Origin of the sequence: Streptosporangium sp. NPDC023825 (assembly GCF_040639575.1) — a bacterium.
Taxonomy (GTDB): Bacteria; Actinomycetota; Actinomycetes; order Streptosporangiales; family Streptosporangiaceae; genus Streptosporangium.
In genome coordinates, this window is record NZ_JBFAAE010000037.1 from 20,382 (window position 1) to 38,019 (window position 17,638).

General features: G+C 72.4%; 17 protein-coding genes. 14 read left to right on the top strand and 3 right to left on the bottom strand.

Features of this window, described 5'->3' with window-relative positions; genetic code table 11:
- The first annotated feature begins 100 nt into the window (after positions 1–100).
- Positions 101–1,102, top strand: coding sequence for a beta-propeller fold lactonase family protein (locus AB0G15_RS27570; protein ID WP_362845327.1), 1,002 nt, complete (start codon positions 101–103; stop codon positions 1,100–1,102).
- 310 nt (positions 1,103–1,412) lie between these two features.
- Complete coding sequence (locus tag AB0G15_RS27575) at positions 1,413–2,438, top strand: 6-phosphofructokinase (protein ID WP_362845329.1); 1,026 nt, start codon at positions 1,413–1,415, stop codon at positions 2,436–2,438.
- Between the two features lie 164 nt (positions 2,439–2,602).
- On the opposite strand, the gene AB0G15_RS27580 is transcribed toward AB0G15_RS27575, so the two are convergent.
- Positions 2,603–3,460, bottom strand: coding sequence for an MHYT domain-containing protein (locus tag AB0G15_RS27580; RefSeq protein ID WP_362845331.1), 858 nt, complete (start codon positions 3,458–3,460; stop codon positions 2,603–2,605).
- A gap of 77 nt (positions 3,461–3,537) precedes the next feature.
- Here AB0G15_RS27580 and AB0G15_RS27585 point away from each other — a divergent pair, with 77 nt between their 5' ends.
- From AB0G15_RS27585 to thiI, 3 genes are all read left to right on the top strand, one after another.
- Positions 3,538–4,680 carry a DUF5931 domain-containing protein gene (locus AB0G15_RS27585; RefSeq protein WP_362845333.1) on the top strand — a complete coding sequence of 381 codons (1,143 nt, stop codon included), beginning with the start codon at positions 3,538–3,540 and terminating at the stop codon, positions 4,678–4,680.
- Positions 4,681–4,698: 18 nt separating this feature from the next.
- Positions 4,699–5,328, top strand: a complete 630-nt coding sequence (locus AB0G15_RS27590; protein WP_362845422.1) for a response regulator transcription factor — start codon at positions 4,699–4,701, stop codon at positions 5,326–5,328.
- Positions 5,329–5,475: 147 nt separating this feature from the next.
- Positions 5,476–6,678 carry a tRNA uracil 4-sulfurtransferase ThiI gene (gene thiI, locus AB0G15_RS27595; RefSeq protein ID WP_362845335.1) on the top strand — a complete coding sequence of 401 codons (1,203 nt, stop codon included), beginning with the start codon at positions 5,476–5,478 and terminating at the stop codon, positions 6,676–6,678.
- Between the two features lie 32 nt (positions 6,679–6,710).
- Here thiI and aroF read toward each other — a convergent pair whose 3' ends face one another.
- A complete protein-coding gene (aroF, locus tag AB0G15_RS27600) occupies positions 6,711–7,748 on the bottom strand; it encodes a 3-deoxy-7-phosphoheptulonate synthase (protein ID WP_362845337.1) in 1,038 nt (345 codons plus the stop codon).
- Positions 7,749–8,124: 376 nt separating this feature from the next.
- Between aroF and AB0G15_RS27605 the strand changes: the two genes are divergently transcribed.
- The 3 genes from AB0G15_RS27605 (at position 8,125) to AB0G15_RS27615 (ending at position 10,855) form a co-directional block, all read left to right on the top strand.
- Entirely contained in the window at positions 8,125–8,739 is a 615-nt protein-coding gene (locus AB0G15_RS27605; RefSeq protein ID WP_362845339.1) for a molybdopterin-dependent oxidoreductase, read from the top strand.
- A 48-nt stretch (positions 8,740–8,787) separates the two neighbouring features.
- The gene (locus AB0G15_RS27610; protein ID WP_362845341.1) at positions 8,788–9,981 is read left to right on the top strand and encodes a histidine kinase; all 1,194 of its coding nucleotides are present in this window, start codon (positions 8,788–8,790) and stop codon (positions 9,979–9,981) included.
- Positions 9,982–10,057: 76 nt separating this feature from the next.
- Positions 10,058–10,855 (top strand): LytTR family DNA-binding domain-containing protein, encoded by a 798-nt coding sequence (locus AB0G15_RS27615; RefSeq protein ID WP_362845343.1) that lies wholly within the window; start codon positions 10,058–10,060, stop codon positions 10,853–10,855.
- An 861-nt stretch (positions 10,856–11,716) separates the two neighbouring features.
- Here the strand turns inward: AB0G15_RS27615 and AB0G15_RS27620 are convergent.
- Positions 11,717–12,556 carry a deoxyribonuclease IV gene (locus AB0G15_RS27620; RefSeq protein ID WP_362845345.1) on the bottom strand — a complete coding sequence of 280 codons (840 nt, stop codon included), beginning with the start codon at positions 12,554–12,556 and terminating at the stop codon, positions 11,717–11,719.
- 196 nt (positions 12,557–12,752) lie between these two features.
- On the opposite strand from AB0G15_RS27620, the gene uraD reads away from it, so the two are divergent.
- From uraD to AB0G15_RS27650, 6 genes are read left to right on the top strand one after another with little or no spacing between them, the layout of a single operon-like run.
- Entirely contained in the window at positions 12,753–13,346 is a 594-nt protein-coding gene (gene uraD / locus AB0G15_RS27625; protein WP_362845347.1) for a 2-oxo-4-hydroxy-4-carboxy-5-ureidoimidazoline decarboxylase, read from the top strand.
- A gap of 43 nt (positions 13,347–13,389) precedes the next feature.
- On the top strand, positions 13,390–13,701 hold the full coding sequence (gene uraH, locus AB0G15_RS27630) for a hydroxyisourate hydrolase (protein ID WP_362845349.1): 312 nt from the start codon (positions 13,390–13,392) through the stop codon (positions 13,699–13,701).
- A gap of 1 nt (position 13,702) precedes the next feature.
- A complete protein-coding gene (gene pucL / locus AB0G15_RS27635) occupies positions 13,703–14,605 on the top strand; it encodes a factor-independent urate hydroxylase (protein WP_362845351.1) in 903 nt (300 codons plus the stop codon).
- 15 nt (positions 14,606–14,620) lie between these two features.
- Positions 14,621–15,496 carry an FAD binding domain-containing protein gene (locus tag AB0G15_RS27640; RefSeq protein ID WP_362845353.1) on the top strand — a complete coding sequence of 292 codons (876 nt, stop codon included), beginning with the start codon at positions 14,621–14,623 and terminating at the stop codon, positions 15,494–15,496.
- Entirely contained in the window at positions 15,496–15,969 is a 474-nt protein-coding gene (locus AB0G15_RS27645) for a (2Fe-2S)-binding protein (RefSeq protein ID WP_362677918.1), read from the top strand. Before AB0G15_RS27640 ends, AB0G15_RS27645 begins: the two co-directional genes overlap by 1 nt.
- 43 nt (positions 15,970–16,012) lie before the next feature.
- Entirely contained in the window at positions 16,013–17,383 is a 1,371-nt protein-coding gene (locus tag AB0G15_RS27650) for an 8-oxoguanine deaminase (RefSeq protein ID WP_362845355.1), read from the top strand.
- The last annotated feature ends 255 nt before the right edge of the window (positions 17,384–17,638 follow it).

The following is a 17,638-nucleotide window of genomic DNA, read 5'->3' on the forward strand; positions in this document are numbered from 1 at the left end:
CGGCCTCCTGTGAGATCGGCGGCCCGCTGCGCTAACTTCGCACTTTGGCCGAGAACGGATGATGAGCGGGGGCGGCGCGTGCCGCGCCCACGGCGGGAGCATGATGGCTGAGGTCGCGTACATCGGCGGATACACCCCGGACACCAACGGGTCCGGGCCGGGGATCACCCTGGTCGAGCTGGGGAGCCTCGCGCGGCTCGGGGAGACGGCGGCCTCCGGCCCCTCCTTCCTCGCCGTCCACCCCACCCTCCCGGTCCTCTACGCGGTGGGGGAGAGCGAGCGCGGCACGGTCTGCGTCTTCGCCCGCGCCGGGGACGGCACGCTGAGCCCGCTCGCGCAGCGGCCCAGCGAGGGGTCGGCGCCCTGCCACCTGGCGGTGGACCCCACCGGCACGCGCCTCGCGGTGGCCAACTACGGCGACGGCACGGTCAGCGTGCACGGCATCGACGGCTCCGGCCTCCTGACCGACGTGTGGATCTTCCCCTACCGCGAGGGCGCCCACGCCCACCAGGCGGTCTTCGGCCCCGACGGGGTGCTGTACGTGAGCGACCTGGGTTCCGACGAGGTCCGCCGCTACCTGGTCGGGGACGAGGTGGTCCCGCATCCCGCGGGCCCGGTGCGGCTCGCGTCAGGCATGGGCCCCCGGCACATGGCCTGGTCGGACGGCCACTGGTACGTGGCGGGGGAACTGGACGGCACCGTGCGCGTCTACGAGGTCTCCGGCGGCCTCGACGACTCCGGCGCCTCCGGCACCCCGGGTGTCTCCGGCGGGGAGTGGCGCGAGGTCGCCGCCGTCCCGGCCGGCGGGACCGGCGGACACAACCAGCCCTCGCACCTGGAGGTCTCCGGCGGGCTCGTCTACGTCGCCAACCGGGGACCCGACACGATCTCGGTCTTCGCGGGTCCCGGGCTGGAGCCGGTGGCGGAGGTCCCCTGCGGCGGCGTGTGGCCGCGGCACTTCGCCATCGCCGACGACCGCGTGTACGTGGCCAACCAGCGCTCGGACGGCGTCGCCGTGCTCCCGCTCAAGGGAGGCGTGCCGCAGCCCGCGGAGGAGGTCTTCGCCGTCGGCACCCCTTCCTGCGTGCTGCCGCTGCCGTAGCATTTCCCCCAGGAGCCTCCCGGGACCTCCGGCCCGCTTCCGATGTGCCCTGGCGTGCCTCTGGCGTGCCGTTGACGTGCCCCTGATGCGCCTCTGATGTGCGCGCCCGGCCGGGTGCGGGGAGCCTGCTCCGCCGGGCGGCTCACCTGTCGATCATGGGAAAGGACATGTGAGGACTACTCCCCTTGGTCTAGACCACTGGGCGCATCTGCGGGCAGAATGCGTTGCGTCGGTGGCGAAAACCCGTCGCCGGTCCGACCGTGCCACTTAGTCTGGCCATCTTGTATCGAACTCACTACCGGAGGATGCCATGCGTATCGGAGTGCTCACCGGGGGCGGCGACTGCCCTGGCCTGAACGCCGTTATCCGCGCCGTCGTGCGCAAGGGAGTGGGCGTTCACGGGCACGAGTTCGTCGGGTTCCGCGACGGCTGGCGCGGTCCCCTCGAGGGCGACACCATGCCGCTTGACATCGAGGCCGTACGCGGAATCCTGCCGCGTGGCGGAACGATCCTTGGCTCTTCCAGGACCAACCCGATCAAGATCGAGGGTGGCGTTGAGAAGATCAAGGAAAACCTCGCGAAGGGCGGGGTCGACGCGCTGATCGCGATCGGCGGCGAGGACACCCTCGGTGTGGCCAAGCAGCTCTTCGACAAGGGCGTGAAGGTCGTCGGCGTGCCCAAGACGATCGACAACGACCTCAACGCGACCGACTACACCTTCGGCTTCGACACGGCCGTCAACATCGCCGTCGAGGCGATCGACCGCCTGCACACCACCGCCGAGTCCCACCACCGCGCGCTGATCTGCGAGGTCATGGGCCGCCACGCGGGCTGGATCGCCCTGCACGCCGGAATGGCGGGCGGCGCCAACGTCATCCTCATCCCGGAGAAGCCCTTCGACATCGACAAGGTCTGCGCCTACGTCGAGTCCCGCTTCAAGACGCGGTACGCGCCGATCATCGTCGTGGCCGAGGGGGCGCACCCGGTCGAGGGCCAGATGGCGCTGCAGGCGGGCGAGCTCGACGCCTTCGGCCACGTGCGGCTCGGCGGCATCGGCGAGAACCTCGCCAAGGAGATCGAGAAGCGCACCGGCAAGGAGGCCCGTACCACCGTGCTCGGCCACATCCAGCGCGGCGGCACCCCCACGGCCTTCGACCGGGTGCTGGCCACCCGGTTCGGCCTGCAGGCCATCGACGCGGTGCAGGAGGGCGACTTCGGCAAGATGGTCGCCCTGCAGGGCACCGACATCGTCAGGGTCGGCCTCGACGAGGCCACCAAGGAGCTGAAGACCGTGCCGGCCGGCCGCTACGAGGAGGCCGAGGTCTTCTTCGGCTGAGCCGGATCGCCCCCGGAGGCCGCCCCCGAGGCGTCTCTCCGGGGGCGCCGGCAAGTGTTCTGCAAGCGGCCTCCCCTAGCCTCCCGACAGGGCGGCCGCCCGCGATTCCCCTCCATGTACGGCTTGCGCCTTGACCAGGCACCAGCGGGGGCGCAAGCCGTACATCATCGCCCCTGGGAGTCGAACAGCGACGGGCCCCTCCGTGCGGGGGCCGGCGGCGGGGCGACCGGCTCCCGGAGCCGGTCCTCGTCGCGGAGGCTCTCCAGTTTGGCCAGCAGGGCGGCGTCGTTCTCCATCTCCCGCGGCGACGGCGCCAGGATGACGGCCAGCAGCAGGCCGAGGGTGAGCAGGCTCACCAGGGCCAGCGTGGGCAGCATGAAGTCGACGCCCCTGGCCCCCTCGACCGGCGTCAGCGAGATCAGGGGCCGCACCTCGAGCGCGAACATGCCGGTGTAGTGCATGCCGCAGACGGCCAGAGCCATGATCAGCGCGGCGCCGCCGGTGGCGAGCGCGCCGCTGACCCGCAGGGTGAACCAGAGCGCCACCGTGGAGGCGGCGATCGCGATCAGCACCGAGAGCCCGACCAGCAGCGGGTCGTAGGACACCTGGGCCGACATGTTCATCGCGAACATCCCGATGTAGTGCATGCCCGCCACGCCGAGGCCGGTGAGCACGCCGCCGGACAGCAGGGGGAGCGGCCTCTCACCCTGGTAGGAGACCAGCAGCAGGCCCGCGCCCACGATGACGACCGCCAGGGCCGCCGAGCCGACCGTCAACGGCACGTCGTAACGGATCTGGCCACCGCCGACGGCGAAGCCCATCATGGCGACGAAGTGCATGACCCAGATGCCGGTGCCGCCGATGGACAGCGCCCCGCCCGCCAGCCAGCGGGCGCGGGCCGCGCCCGTCGCCGCGCGGGCCCTGGCGGTGAGCAGAAGACCGAGCATGCATCCGACACTCGACATGACGTAGGCCAGCACGGGGGTGAGCAGGCCATAGGAGAAGTGATCTACGTGGGACATGTTCCAGTTTCTAGTGAGAGGGAAATCAGGGGATTATTGCAGCTCGCGGCCTTTCCGGAGAAAGGCGCGGGCGCCCGATGACGGGAATCGAGGATCCGTTCTGGCGAGCGGTCGCGGTTTTCCGCGTCGCATCCCTCGGATACGCGGCGCTCCTGCTCATCCGCGCCGGAGGGTACGCCCACCCGGTGACCGGCTGGCTGGTGATCGGCGTCATGGCACTGTGGACCGTGGCGACGATCTTCGCCTACTCCGTCAGGGAGCTGCGCGGCCGGCCCCTGCTCGCCGCCGACATGCTCGTGACCGTGGGCTGCCTGCTCGCCACTCCGGCCGTGCAGGGCGCCTACCAGCAGGGTAGCCTGCCGATCACCGGCACCTGGATGGGCGGGGCGGTGCTCGCCTGGGCGGTGTACGGCGGGCGGCGGCTGGGGGCGGCGGCCGCGCTGATCGTCTCGCTGGCCGACCTGTGGCTGCACGGCGTCCCCGGGGGCGGCTTCGAGGTGCTGCCGATCAACGGCACCGTCCTGCTCTTCCTCGCCGGAGTGGTCGTCGGGCACGTGGCCCGGCTGGCCAAGAAGGCCGAGGAGCGCATGCAGCAGGCGATCGAGCTGGAGGCCGCCGGGCGGGAGCGGGAGCGGCTCGCCCGGGGGATCCACGACTCGGTGCTCCAGGTGCTCGCGCTGGTCCAGCGGCGCGGGCAGGAGATCGGCGGCGAGGCGGCCGAGCTGGGCAGGCTCGCGGGCGAGCAGGAGGCCGCGCTGCGCGAGCTGGTCAGGCTCAGGCCCGAGGCGTCCGCCCTCGGCACCGCCGACCTGTGCGCCCTGCTGCACAGGTACGGCTCGGCCACGGTGACCGTCTCGGCCCCGGCGACCCCGCTGACCCTGCCCGCGGCCACCGCGGCCGAGATGGCCGCCGCGGTCGGGGCCGCCCTGGACAACGTCGCCCGCCACTGCGGGGCGCGGGCGCCCGCGTGGGTCTTCGCCGAGGGCGACGGCGGGCTGGTCACCGTGACCGTCAGGGACGAGGGGCCGGGCATCGCGCCCGGACGCCTGGAGGAGGCCGCCGCCGCCGGGCGGCTGGGCGTCGCGCAGTCCATCCGGGGCCGCATCGCCGACCTCGGCGGCACGGTCACCGTGATCTCGGACCCGGGCCGGGGCACCGAGATCGAGATGTCGGTTCCGGCCGGTGAAGAAGACCGGCCGGTCGGGACAGAACAGCCCTAAGGTGGGCCAATGCGCGTGATGGTGGTGGACGACCACCCGATGTGGAGGGACGGGGTGGCCAGGGATCTGGCCGAGGCCGGGTACGAGGTCGTGGCGACGGTCGGGGAGGGGCGGCAGGCGGTCCGGGTGGCCGCGGCGGTCCGGCCCGAGCTGGTCGTGCTCGACCTGCAGCTGCCCGACCTGCCGGGGGTCGAGGTGGCCAGGAGGCTGGCCGCGTCGGAGCCGCCGCCCCGGGTGCTGATGCTGTCGGCCAGCGGCGAGCAGGAGGACGTGCTGGAGGCCGTCAAGGCGGGCGCGTCCGGATATCTCCTGAAATCGGCGAGCAAGGAGGAGTTCCTCGACGCGGTCAGGCGCACCGCCGAGGGCGACGCGGTGTTCACCCCCGGCCTGGCGGGACTCGTCCTGGGGGAGTACCGCAGGCTGGCCGCCCGGCCCGTGCCCGAGGCGACCCCCCGCCTGACCGAGCGGGAGACCGAGGTGCTCCGCCTGGTCGCCAAGGGCCTGTCGTACAAGCAGATCGCCGAGCGTCTGGTGCTCTCCCACCGGACGGTGCAGAACCACGTCCAGAACACGTTGAACAAGCTCCAGCTCCACAATCGGGTGGAGCTGGTCCGCTACGCGATCGAGCAGGGCCTCGACGAGTCGTAAGCGCGACTAAAGTGACAAGGTCGAGACGTTGTCTTTGCGTGAGTACGCGAGAGACTTGACTGTGGTTCCCGGGCTCCCGGGTTCTCCGGGTCTCCCTGACGTCCCCCGACTCCCCGTTCCCCTCGAAGTTCCACCGGAGGTCGCACCATGACCATGTCCGCCTTGGGCGAGCCCTGCGTTCTGCTCAAACTGGGCGAGGTCGTCCTCAAGGGCAACAACCGCGAGCTCTTCGAGCGCAGGTTGCAGGCCAACATCAAGGCCGCCCTGAAGGACGTCGGCGTCAAGGTCGACGTGCGGCAGCGCCACGGTGTCATCGCGCTCTTCCTGCCGGACGGCAGCGACGCGGAGATCGCCGACGCGGTCGCCGAGCGTGTCTCGTACGTCCCCGGCCTGGTCTGGGTGCACCGCGCCTGGCGGGTGGAGAAGGACCCCTCGGCGATCATCAAGGCCGCCATCGAGTTGCTGGCCGACCGTGACGACGTCAGGCGCGGCGTCTCCTTCGCGGTCCGCTCCCGCCGCCGCGACAAGCGCTTCCCGCTCACCTCGATGCAGCTGGACCGCTCGGTCGGCGGCGAGCTCAACGACATCTACGGCCTGCCGGTCGACCTGAAGCGCCCCGAGCTGGTGGTCTCCATCGAGGTCGACCGCGACGAGGCGTTCGTCTTCACCGGCGGGCAGCCGGGCCAGGGCGGGCTGCCGGTCGGCACCAGCGGCAGGGGCCTGGTGCTGATGTCCGGCGGCATCGACTCCCCGGTGGCCGCCTACCGGATGATGCGCCGCGGCCTGCGGGTCGACTTCCTGCACTTCTCCGGCATCCCCTTCACCACCTCGGAGTCCATCTACAAGGCGTACGCGCTGGTCAGGGCGCTCGACAAGTTCCAGGGCGGGTCCCGGCTGTGGGTCGTCCCGTTCGGCAAGGCCCAGCAGTCGATCAAGGCCTCCGGGCAGGACCGCCTGGCGATCATCACCCAGCGGCGCCTGATGCTGAAGACCGGCGAGGAGGTCGCCCGCCGCCTGCGCGCCGGGGCCCTGGTCACCGGCGACTCCCTGGGGCAGGTCTCCTCGCAGACCCTGCAGAACATCACCGCCCAGGACGACGCCGTCGACATGCCGATCCTGCGTCCCCTCATCGGCCTCGACAAGACCGAGATCATGGCCGAGGCCCGCCGCATCGGCACCCTGGCGATCTCCGAGCTGCCGGACGAGGACTGCTGCACGCTCCTGGCCCCCCGCAGGGCCGAGACCGCCGCGAAGGTCGCCGACCTGAAGAAGATCGAGCGCCGCCTCGACGCCGAGGAGCTCGCCGTCCAGCTGGCCGGTTCCCTGCAGGAGTACAAGATCGACACCTGACCCCCGGGCACGCCCGGGGGAGGGCCGAGAGGTCAGGCGGGCGCCAGGAGGTCACCGGCGGCGACCTTGCCCAGCAGCGGCGGGAACCGCTCCATCACCCGGGCGAGCTCGTCCAGGTCGCCGTCGACCAGCGCCTGCGGGCCGTCGCAGAGGGCCTGCTCGGGGTGCGGGTGGACATCGATGATCACGCCGTCGGCGCCGGCCGCGATGGCCGCGCGGGTGAGCGGCAGGACCAGGTCGCGGTGGCCGCCGGAGTGGGACGGGTCGACGATCACCGGCAGGTGCGACAGCCGCTGGGCGAGCGGTACCGCCGAGACGTCCAGGGTGTTGCGGGTGGCGGTCTCGAAGGTGCGGATGCCGCGCTCGCACAGCACGATGTCGAGGTTGCCGCGCTGGGCGACGTACTCGGCGGCCATCAGCCACTCCTCGATGGTGGCGCTCATCCCGCGCTTGAGCATCACCGGCTTGCCGGAGGCGCCGACGGCCTGCAGCAGCGCGAAGTTCTGCGCGTTGCGGGTGCCGACCTGGAGCATGTCGGCGTAGGAGGCCACCAGCTCCACGTTGTCGGCGTCGACGACCTCGGTGACGACGGGAAGCCCGGTCTCCTCGCGCACGTCGGCGAGGATGCGCAGCCCCGCCTCGCCCAGCCCCTGGAAGGCGTACGGGGAGGTGCGGGGCTTGTAGGCACCGCCGCGCAGCAGGGTGGCCCCGGCCGCCTTCGCCATCAGGGCGGCCTCCAGGGTCTGCTGCGGGGTCTCCACCGCGCACGGCCCGGCGATCAGGGTGACCGTGTCCGGGCCGATCGGCACGCCGCCGACGCGCACGGTGGACCGCTCGGGGTGGTTGTCGCGGCTCACCAGCTTGTACGGCGCGCTCACCCGCATCACGTCGGCCACCCCCGGCATCCCGCGCAGGTCCAGGGTGGCGAACTGGGCGATGTCGCCGACCAGGCCGATGATCGTGCGGCTCACGCCCCTGCTGACGAACGCCTCGCCGCCCGCCGCACTGATGATCTCCACGATCGCCTCGACGTCCTCTCGCGTGGCGTCCGGGCCCATGACGATGACCATTTCTCTCCCTCTCGATCGCTCCGCCGGTGCCTGCCGATCCCGGCGGGCCCCGATGGTTTTCGTGGTTGTGACGTTCTCGGCGAAGGCCGGGAAAAGCAGAAGGCCCCGGGTCCGAAAACCGGACCCGGGGCCTTCTGTTCGCCAGGCTGTCAGCGCAGCATCTGGAGGCGAACGGTCCGACCAGAGGGTCCGTCGCCATACCAAAACCAGAACGCGGTGCGCATAGCCGCAAATGATAGCGCACGACGAGAACGCGTTCTCCCGTGACCCGGGGTCCGGAGGGGGAAGGGTGCAATGCGGTGGCCACCGAGGAGGTGGGAAACCGACGATGGCAGGATTACCCCGTGCCAGCGGGGAAACGGCGAGGGGAGTGACGGTGGAGCAGTCCGAATCGCCGGAGGAGCCTCGACTGCCCCCCGGCCAGTACGTCCCCCGGGGCAGGCCGGTGATCCACTACGGCCGGGTGCCCACCTTCCGCCCGGCGACCTGGCAGTTGCACGTCATGGGGGCGACCGCCTCGGGCGAGCAGCACCGCTTCACCTGGCCCCAGTTCTCCGAGCTGCCGCGCACCACGATCCTGGCCGACTTCCACTGCGTCACCAAGTTCTCGATCATGGGAAACGAGTGGAGCGGGGTGTCCACGGAGACGCTGATGAAGATCGCCCCGCCCGCGCCCGACGTGAAGCACGTGATGATCTGGGGTGAGTACGGCTACAGCGCCAACGTCCGGATCGGCGACTTCGCCCGCTCCCAGACGATGTTCGCGCTGGAGCTCGACGAGAAGCCCATCTCCCCGGAACGCGGGTTCCCGGTGCGGATGGTCGTCCCGCACCTGTACGCCTGGAAGAGCGTCAAGTGGGTCCGCGCCGTGGAGTACCTGGTGGAGGACAAGCGCGGTTTCTGGGAGGAACGCGGCTACCACAACATCGCCGACCCCTGGCGCGAGCAGCGCTACTCCTATCAGGAGGAAGCGGGCGAAGGTCCGCCGTGATCGGCGTTCGCCCCTGATCAGCGGGGTGGGTTGACTACGGTTTCCCGCATGTCGACCACCGGCTGGGTGCTGCTGTGCGCCTTCAGCGCCCTCCTCGGATTCCTCCTGCCCCGCCCGCGCCGGCGGCACCCGGACCCTCCGGGCGGCCCGACGGACGAGGCCACCTTCCTCACCCTGCACATCGCGGCGATGGCGGCGCCCTCGCTGCGGGCCGGGCTCACCCGCGACTCCGCCCGCAAGGCGGTCCGCCACCTGCGCGCCCTGCTGGGCACCGGCGCCATCGCGGTCACCGACTCCGGCGGCCTGCTCGCCTGGGACGGCGTGGCGGGCTGCCACCGCGACCACGCGCCCGAGCGCGCCCGTGCGGTCCTCGCCTCCGCCCGCCCGCGCACGGTGGCCGAGGACGAGCTGGCCTGCGACACGCCGGGCTGCGCCATCCGGGGCGGGGTCGTCGTGCCGCTCACCGTCGACGGGCGGGTGGTCGGGGCGCTCGCCGCGTACGACACCGTGGTGAGCCCGGCGCTGGTGCGGACCGTCACCGAGGTCGGCCGGTGGGTCTCGGGACAGCTGGAACTGGCCGAGGCCGACTCCTCGCGGCGGCGGACGATGGCGGCCGAGATGCGGGTGCTGCGCGCCCAGATGTCCCCGCACTTCGTCTACAACGCGCTGACCACCATCGCCTCCTTCGTCCGCACCGACCCCGACCGGGCGCGGGAGCTGCTGGTGGAGTTCGCCGACTTCAACCGGTACGCGCTGCGCCGGGCACGCGACTTCACCACCCTCGCCGAGGAGGTGCACTGCGTGGACCGCTACCTGCTTCTGGAACGTGCCAGGTTCGGCGACCGGCTCCGCGTCACCCTCCGGGTCGCGCCGGAGGTGCTGTCGCTCCCCGTCCCGTTCCTCTGCCTGCAACCCCTGGTGGAGAACGCCGTCAAGCGCGGGGTGGCCGCGGCGGGACGTCGGGGCGAGGTCCGGGTGGTGGTCAGCGACGCCGGCCCCGAGGCGCACGTCAGCGTGGAGGACGACGGCCCGGGCACGCCTGCCGAGCGGACCCGGCCGCTCCTCGACGGCGGTTTCCCGCACGAGGACCCGCACGGGGACGAGGAGGGCGGAAACGGGCTGGCCGGCGTGGACGTGCGACTCCGCCAGATCTACGGCGAGGACTACGGCCTGGTCGTGGAGAGTGCCCCGAACGCGGGTACCACGGTGAGGCTCCGCATTCCCAAGCTCCCCCGCCAATAGCTACATGTAGTCAAACTATTACCTGAAGTCGCCATGCGGCTTGCGGCGGATGTGGTTCAGGGGGCAGCGTAGGGTCATGTTGCGAGTCCTGGCCGTTGACGACGAGGTCCCCGCCCTTGAGGAGATCGCCTATCTCCTCCGCCAGGACCCCCGGATCGAGCACGTCTCCACCGCCGTGGGCGGCGTCACCGCGCTCCAGGACATGGTCCAGATGATCGGTACGGGCGAGCGGCTGGACGGGGTCTTCCTCGACATCCGGATGCCCGGCCTCGACGGCCTCGACCTGGCCAGGCTCATCGCGGGCTTCCCCGACCCGCCCCGGCTGGTCTTCGTCACCGCCCACGAGGAGTGCGCGGTGCAGGCCTTCGAGCTGGAGGCGGTCGACTACCTGCTCAAGCCGATCAGGGCCGACCGGCTGGCCGAGGCGGTGCGGCGCCTGGAGGCGTTGATCCCCGCGACCCCCGCGGCGGCCGACCCCGTGGCCGAGGACGTCATCCCGGTCGAGCTCGCCGGGCGGACGAGGTTCGTGCCGCAGCAGGCCGTCTGGTTCGCCGAGGCGCAGGGCGACTACGTCCGGCTGCACACCGACGAGGGCAGCTATCTGGTCCGCATGCCGCTGGCCGCCCTGGAGCGGCGCTGGGCCGGGTCGGGGTTCATCAGGGTGCACCGCAGCACGCTCGTCTCGGTGCGGCACGTGAGCGAGCTGCGCTTCGACGGCGGCCGGGTGATGCTCAGGGTCGGCACCGAGACGCTCCCGGTCAGCCGCCGCCACACCCGCCAGGTCCGCGAGCGGCTCATCCGCCAGTTCCGCGACCGCCCGGCCGTCCCCGGGGTGGCCCGGGGCAGGTCCCTGCCCTCCGCCGCCCTGCGCTAGCCGCGCGGGGTCGCGGGCCCTCGGGCGTGTTTCCGGGGATCCTCGCCCCTCTCCGGGCCGTACGGCCGCCGTGCGGCCACGTCTTTGCCGGGCCCCGGCGTGGCGCTCTCACACCGCCGTGCGGCCACGTCTTCGCCGGGCCCCGCCGTGGCGCTCTCACGCCCCCGTGCGGCGATTCACGCCCGGGTGGACCCCGGCACGCCCACTCCCGGGCCGCCGGGCCGCCGGCCGTGTCTCCGATCGCCGTCCCGGCCGTGGCCCGGACGGCGTCCCGCGCTCGCCTCGGGCACCCTCGCCCGGGACGCCTGCCTGCCCTCACCGGGCTCCCGGCCCCTGATCTCCGTTCGCCGGCACGCGTTTCGCGCGCCCCGGCGGCGTTCCCCCTACCGGTGGTCTCACGGGCCCCAGAAGCCCCCGATCGACCGTTCGTCGTCCGCCGGCGGCCGCTCGTCGTACCGGTACTCTCCGCACATCGACAACTACGGACCGTTAATCGCGCTGGGGGGAAAGCGCCGCTCACTCGTCTGGACGCGCCTCTAGTGTTCCCTCATCGGAGAGCGAGACCCGCCGCGTCAGGGGGGACAGAGCCGGAAGGCTCGCACAAGACCTGACGCGCGGACATCGGGTGACCGTCGAGAGCCGGCGACATCCGGTCACTCGGCCGCCGGGTCCTTGGCCGGAAGGGGAGGGGCCGCCGATCTCCGATATGACGGGACGCCCGCGCCAGCCAGCGGGCCGGACCGTGATCCGGCCACACGGGGGCGGTCGGATCACGAGGACGGGCGTCCCGTCTGACCTCGCGGACCCCGGGGACGCGGGCCCTTTTCGCCGGTGATCACCGGCAGGCGGCCGGTCGCCGGATCAGGTGGCGCGCAGCTTCTTGAGCGTGTCGATGTCCTCGCGGTGCTTCTCGGCACCGCCCGGCGTCTCGATGCAGAACGGCACCCCCGCCACCGCGGGGTGGCGCATCATCTCGGCGAAGGGGGCCGCGCCGATGTGGCCGGCGCCGATGTTCTCGTGCCGGTCCCTCCTGGAGGCGCACGGGTCCTTGGAGTCGTTGGCGTGGACCAGCTTGAGCCGCCCCGGGGCGAGCGCGTGCAGGGTGTCCAGGGTCTCCTTGACGCCCTCGGAGGTCGACAGGTCGTGCCCGGCGGAGAAGACGTGGCAGGTGTCGAAGCAGATGCCCGCCTTCGGGTGCCAGTCGAGGGCCTCCAGGTAGGGCTCCAGGTCCTGGACGGTCGCGCAGAGCACCCCGCCCTGCCCGGCCATCGACTCCAGCAGCAGGTCGGGCCCGTCGTCGGGGATCTCCTCCAGAAGCGGCAGGAGGTGCTCGCGCAGCTGGCGCAGAGCGGCGTCACGGGGCTGGCTCACCGCCGACCCGGTGTGGATGACCACTCCCTTCGCGCCGATCGCGTGGCCACGCAGCAGGTTGTGCCGCACGGTGGCCAGCGACTTCTCCAGCGTCTCGGGACTGGGAGACCCCACGTTGACGAGGTAGGAGGCGTGCACGAAGGACAGCACGCCCGATTCGCGCAGCTTGGCGTCCTGGGCGGGGTCGCCCGCGGCGAGAGCCCAGCCGCGGGGGTTGCTGACGAACACCTGGATCATCTCGGCGCCGATGTCCGCGGCGTACCGCAGCCCGCCCTTGGCGAGACCGCCGGTGACGGTGACGTGCCCGCCGATGGGGGAGAGTGAAGTCATAGTGACCCCATTTTAGACGCCGGCCGGGTGGCCGGCCCGTCCCCGGCGGCCGGTGTTCCTCGCCGCCGCCGTCGCCCGCCGGCACCCGTCGTTCAGGCGAGTTTGGAGCATGTTACGAAAATCCGGGGCAAATCATGGCTCACTTTGCGGTTCGTGACGCTGGACCGCGCACACCGGCGGTGTGTGTACTGCTCCCATGCCTAACGTGAACCCCGCGCCGCCGGTCCCGGGGCTGGCCGCGTTCAACGCGCTGGGCGCCGAGGAGGCCGAGGCCGGGCTGCTGGCCTGCTGCGCCTGCCGGGCCTTCGCCCGGGAGGTGGCCGCGCTGCGCCCCTACCGCGACCTGGACCGGCTGGCCAAGGCGGCGGAGGCCGCCGTGCGGGGGCTGGACTGGTCCGGCGTCCGCGAGGCGCTGGCCGCCCACCCCCGGATCGGCGAGCCGCCCCGGGAGGGTGGTCCGGCGGCCGGTTCCGAGCCGCCCGGCCACCCGGGAGAACACGCCGAAGGGCGCTCGGGAACGGAGGCGGCCTGGTCGCGGGGGGAGCAGGCGGGGGTCGGCACGGCCGGGCGGGAGGTCCTCGACCGGCTGGCGGAGGGAAACCGCGCCTACGAGCGGCGGTTCGGCCACGTCTACCTGATCTGCGCCACCGGCCTGTCGGCAGGGGAGATGCTGGCCCGTCTCACGGAGCGGCTCGGCAACGACGAGGACACCGAACGGGACGTCGTCAGGGCCGAACTCGCGAAGATCACCCGTCTGCGGCTGGCGAAACTCCTGGGAGCCGCCGCGTGAGCCCCGTACTCATCGAGAACCGCACCTTCGGGGAGGGGGCCGCATGAGCCTGTCCACCCACGTACTGGACGCCGCCCTGGGCAGGCCCGCGGCGGGGGTCGCCGTACGCCTGGAAAGGGACGGCGAGGTGCTCGCCGAGGGCGTCACCGACGCCGACGGGCGGATCGCGGGATGGACCTGCGGGGCCGGTGACCACCGCCTGGTCTTCGACACCGGCGGCTACTTCGCCGCCCGCGCGGTGGAGGCCTTCTACCCCCGGGTCTCGATCGACTTCACGGTGGCGGACCCGGGGGAGCACCACCACGTGCCCCTGCTGCTCAGCCCGTTCGCCTACTCGACGTATCGAGGGAGCTAGCATGCCCGTCGTTCTCGGCCCCAACCGCTACGGCAAGGCGGAGACCCGCCTGGTCCGCGTCGTCAGGGACGGCGCCGTCCACCACGTCAAGGACGTCACCGTCGGCTCGGCGCTGTCCGGGGACATGGAGGCGGTCCACCTCACCGGGGACAACGCCGCGGTCCTGCCGACCGACACGCAGAAGAACACCGTGTACGCCTTCGCCAGGAAGTACGGCGTGACGGAGATCGAGGACTTCGCGGTCCTGCTGGCCCGCCACTACGTGGAGTCGCAGCCCACCGTGCACCACGCCCGCGTGGAGATCGAGGAGCACTTCTGGGACCGCATCCCGGTGTCCGACGACATCGCCGGGGAGCGCGGGCGGCACTCCTTCGTCCGCTCGGGCCGGGAGACGCGCACCTGCGCCGTCCACCACGACCGGGACGGCACCACCACCGTGGTCTCCGGGCTGCGGGACCTGGTGGTGCTCAACTCGACCGATTCGGAGTTCTCCGGCTTCGTCGAGGACGAGTACACCACCCTCCCGCCCACCAAGGACCGCGTCCTGGCCACCGCCGTCTCGGCCCGCTGGCGGCACCTGCCCGGCGCGGCGACCTCACCGGCGGCGTACGGGGAGTCGTACGACGAGGTGCGCCGCCACCTGCTCGGGGCGTTCGCCGAGACCTACAGCCTGTCGCTGCAGCAGACGCTCTACGCGATGGGCGAGCGGGTCCTGAACGCCCGCGAGGAGCTCTGCGAGGTGCGCCTGGCGATGCCGAACAAGCACCACTTCCCGGTCGACCTCACCCCGTTCGGGCTGGACAACCCCAACGAGGTGTTCTACGCGGCCGACCGTCCCTACGGGCTGATCGAGGGCAGCGTGCTGCGCGACGACGCCCCCGACGCCCGCTTCGCCTGGGAATGACTGGGAGTGACGACGATGGACTTCCTGCGACCCGCCACGTGGGCGGAGGCACTCGCCGCCAGGGCCGACCGGCCGGACGCGGTGCCCATCCAGGGCGGCACCGACATGATGGTCGAGCTCAACTTCGATATGCGGCGGCCCGGCGCGCTGCTCGACCTGAACCGGGTCGCCGAGCTCGCGGAGTGGAGCGAGGAGCCGGACGGCAGGCTCAGGGTCGGCGCGGGCGTGACGTACGCCCGGCTGATCGCCGAGCTGGGCGACCGGCTGCCCGGCCTGGCCCAGGCCTCCCGCACGGTCGGCTCGCCGCAGATCCGCAACCGGGGCACCGTGGGAGGCAACCTCGGCGCGGCCTCGCCCGCCGGGGACAGCCACCCGCCGCTGCTGGCCGGGGACGCGGTCGTCGAGGTCGAGTCCGCGGCCGGGGGCGTGCGGATGATCCCGGCCGCCGACTTCTACGTCGGGGTCAAGCGCAGCGCGCTGGAGGCCGGCGAGCTGATCCGGGCGTTCTGGATGAGCCCCGCGAGCGGCCCCCAGTACTTCTCCAAGGTCGGCACCCGCAACGCCATGGTGATCGCGGTCTGCTCGTTCGCGATCGCGCTCCACCCCGATGAGCGCCGGGTCGGCACCGGCATCGGCTCGGCCGCGCCGACCCCCCGCCGCGCCGTCGCCGCCGAGGAGTTCCTCGCCGCCGAACTCGACTGGGAGGCCCGGCTCGACCCCGCGGTGCTCGGCCGTTTCGGGGAGCTGGCCGCCGAGGCCGCCTCGCCGATCGACGACGTGCGCGGCACCGCCGACTACCGGCGCCACGCCATCGCGGTGATGGCGCGGCGCACCCTCACCTGGGCATGGAACGAGTTCCGCTCCGGACACTTCGAGAGGAGGGCCGGATGATGCGCGTCACCTTCACCGTCAACGGCCGCACCGAGACCGCCGACGACGTCTGGGAGGGTGAGAGCCTCCTGTACGTCCTGCGCGAGCGGGTCGGCCTGCCGGGTTCCAAGAACGCGTGCGAGCAGGGCGAGTGCGGCTCCTGCACGGTCTATCTCGACGGGATCCCCGTCTGCGCGTGCCTGGTCGCGGCCGGGCAGGCCGAGGGGCGCCGGATCCGCACCGTCGAGGGGCTCGCCGACGGCGACCGGCTCGACCCGATCCAGGAGGCCTTCGTCGAGTGCGGCGCCGTCCAGTGCGGCTTCTGCACCCCCGGCCTCCTCGTCCAGGCCCACGACCTGATCGAACGGGTCGGGCAGCCGTCCGACGCGGAGATCCGCGAGGCCCTGGCGGGCAACCTGTGCCGGTGCACCGGCTACGAGAAGATCCTCGACGCCGTACGCCTCGCCGCGGCGCGGAAGGCGGCGGCCCGGTGAACCCCGTCCTGATCGAGAGCGTCCGCGTGGAAGGCGGCGGCCTGTGAGTTCCATCCTGATCGAGAACGTCCACATCGCCCCGGTCGTGGGACCGGAGATCCCCTCGGGGCACATCCACGTCGAGGGCGACAGGATCGCGGCCGTGGGCGCCGGTCCGGCGCCGGACGTCCCGGGAGCGGCCAGGATCGACGGCACCGGCTGCCTGGCCACCCCCGGCCTGGTCAACACCCACCACCACCTCTACCAGTGGGCCTCCCAGGGACTCGCCCAGGACGCCACCCTGTTCGAATGGCTGACGGCGCTCTACCAGGTGTGGGCGGCGATGGACGCCGAGGTCGTCAGGGGCGCGGCGGGCGCGGGGCTGGGTCACCTGGCGCTTTCCGGCTGCACCACCTCCAGCGACCACCACTACATCTTCCCCTCCGGGCGAGGGGACCTGTTCGCGGCGGAGATCGAGGCGGCGAGGGAGGTCGGCCTGCGCTTCCACCCCGCCCGGGGCTCGATGGACCGGGGGAAGTCGCAGGGCGGCCTGCCGCCGGACGTCGTGGTCGAACGGCTCGACGAGATCCTCGACGCGACGGCCGAGGCCGTCGACACCTACCACGACCCGTCCTTCTCCTCCATGCTCCGCGTCGCGGTCGCCCCCTGCTCGCCGTTCTCCGTCAGCGCCGACCTGATGACCGAGGCCGCCGCGCTGGCCAGGTCCAAGGGCGTGCGCCTGCACACCCACCTCGCCGAGACCCTCGACGAGGAGGAGCACTGCCTGCGGCAGGTCGGGCAGCGACCGGTCGACTACATGGAGAAGCTCGGCTGGCTCGGCCCGGACGTGTGGTTCGCCCACGCCGTCCACCTGAGTGACGGCGACATCGACGTCTTCGCCCAGACCGGTACGGGGTCGGCGCACTGCCCCAGTTCCAACGGCCGTCTCGGCGCCGGGATCGCCCGCGTCTCCGAGATGCTCCACCGGGGCGCGAACGTCGGCCTGGGGGTGGACGGCAGCGCCTCCGCCGAGCTGACCTCCCTCTCCGGCGAGATGCGGCAGGCCCTGCTGTTCCAGCGGGCCAGGTACGGGCCCACCGCGCTCACCGCCCGCCAAGCCCTGGAGATCGCCACCCTCGGCGGGGCGAGGAACCTGGGCAGGCAGGAGGAGCTCGGCTCCCTGGAGGCCGGGAAGCTCGCCGACATCGCCCTCTGGCGTACCGGGGCCTTCGCCTCGGCGGTCGCCGACCCGGTCTGCGCCCTGGTCTTCGGCACCCGGCAGCCTCCTCTGGCCCGGCTGCTGGTCGGCGGCCGGACGGTCGTCGAGGACGACGAGCTGCGTACCGTCGCCCAGGACGGGCTCGGCCGTGCGGGAGGTGAGGCGCACCGCCGCCTCATGCGCCTGGCGGCGGAGCAGGGCTTCGGGATCTCGTGACGCTTCCCGCCGATGGCCCGGAGGCGTCGCCGGGCAGGACCAGGAGCCCGGGTGTCCAGGACGTCCGGGACGTCCGGGACGCCCGGGACATCCGGGGAGGAGGGGCCGGGCGTCCGGGGTGTCTGCGGGGAGGGGCCGGGCGTCCGGGTCGTCCGGGGGCGGATGTCAAGATGGTGCTCCGTCTCACCGGGGTCCGGCATCCGCCTCCCGTCCGCTCGTACCGGCCGGGGGCGCGTGCCCCCCATCCGTCACCAG

Excerpts from the sequence above, each read along its gene's own strand:
- AB0G15_RS27645 (WP_362677918.1), top strand. The coding sequence starts at position 15,496 with ATGCGCGTCACCTTCACCGTCAACGGCCGCACCGAGACCGCCGACGAC.
- AB0G15_RS27610 (WP_362845341.1), top strand. The coding sequence starts at position 8,788 with ATGTCGACCACCGGCTGGGTGCTGCTGTGCGCCTTCAGCGCCCTCCTC.
- pucL (WP_362845351.1), top strand. The coding sequence starts at position 13,703 with ATGCCCGTCGTTCTCGGCCCCAACCGCTACGGCAAGGCGGAGACCCGC.
- AB0G15_RS27640 (WP_362845353.1), top strand. The coding sequence starts at position 14,621 with ATGGACTTCCTGCGACCCGCCACGTGGGCGGAGGCACTCGCCGCCAGG.
- aroF (WP_362845337.1), bottom strand. The coding sequence starts at position 7,748 with ATGGTCATCGTCATGGGCCCGGACGCCACGCGAGAGGACGTCGAGGCG.
- AB0G15_RS27570 (WP_362845327.1), top strand. The coding sequence starts at position 101 with ATGATGGCTGAGGTCGCGTACATCGGCGGATACACCCCGGACACCAAC.
- AB0G15_RS27585 (WP_362845333.1), top strand. The coding sequence starts at position 3,538 with ATGACGGGAATCGAGGATCCGTTCTGGCGAGCGGTCGCGGTTTTCCGC.
- AB0G15_RS27580 (WP_362845331.1), bottom strand. The coding sequence starts at position 3,460 with ATGTCCCACGTAGATCACTTCTCCTATGGCCTGCTCACCCCCGTGCTG.
- thiI (WP_362845335.1), top strand. The coding sequence starts at position 5,476 with ATGACCATGTCCGCCTTGGGCGAGCCCTGCGTTCTGCTCAAACTGGGC.
- AB0G15_RS27575 (WP_362845329.1), top strand. The coding sequence starts at position 1,413 with ATGCGTATCGGAGTGCTCACCGGGGGCGGCGACTGCCCTGGCCTGAAC.
- AB0G15_RS27590 (WP_362845422.1), top strand. The coding sequence starts at position 4,699 with ATGGTGGTGGACGACCACCCGATGTGGAGGGACGGGGTGGCCAGGGAT.
- uraD (WP_362845347.1), top strand. The coding sequence starts at position 12,753 with ATGCCTAACGTGAACCCCGCGCCGCCGGTCCCGGGGCTGGCCGCGTTC.
- AB0G15_RS27620 (WP_362845345.1), bottom strand. The coding sequence starts at position 12,556 with ATGACTTCACTCTCCCCCATCGGCGGGCACGTCACCGTCACCGGCGGT.
- AB0G15_RS27615 (WP_362845343.1), top strand. The coding sequence starts at position 10,058 with ATGTTGCGAGTCCTGGCCGTTGACGACGAGGTCCCCGCCCTTGAGGAG.
- uraH (WP_362845349.1), top strand. The coding sequence starts at position 13,390 with ATGAGCCTGTCCACCCACGTACTGGACGCCGCCCTGGGCAGGCCCGCG.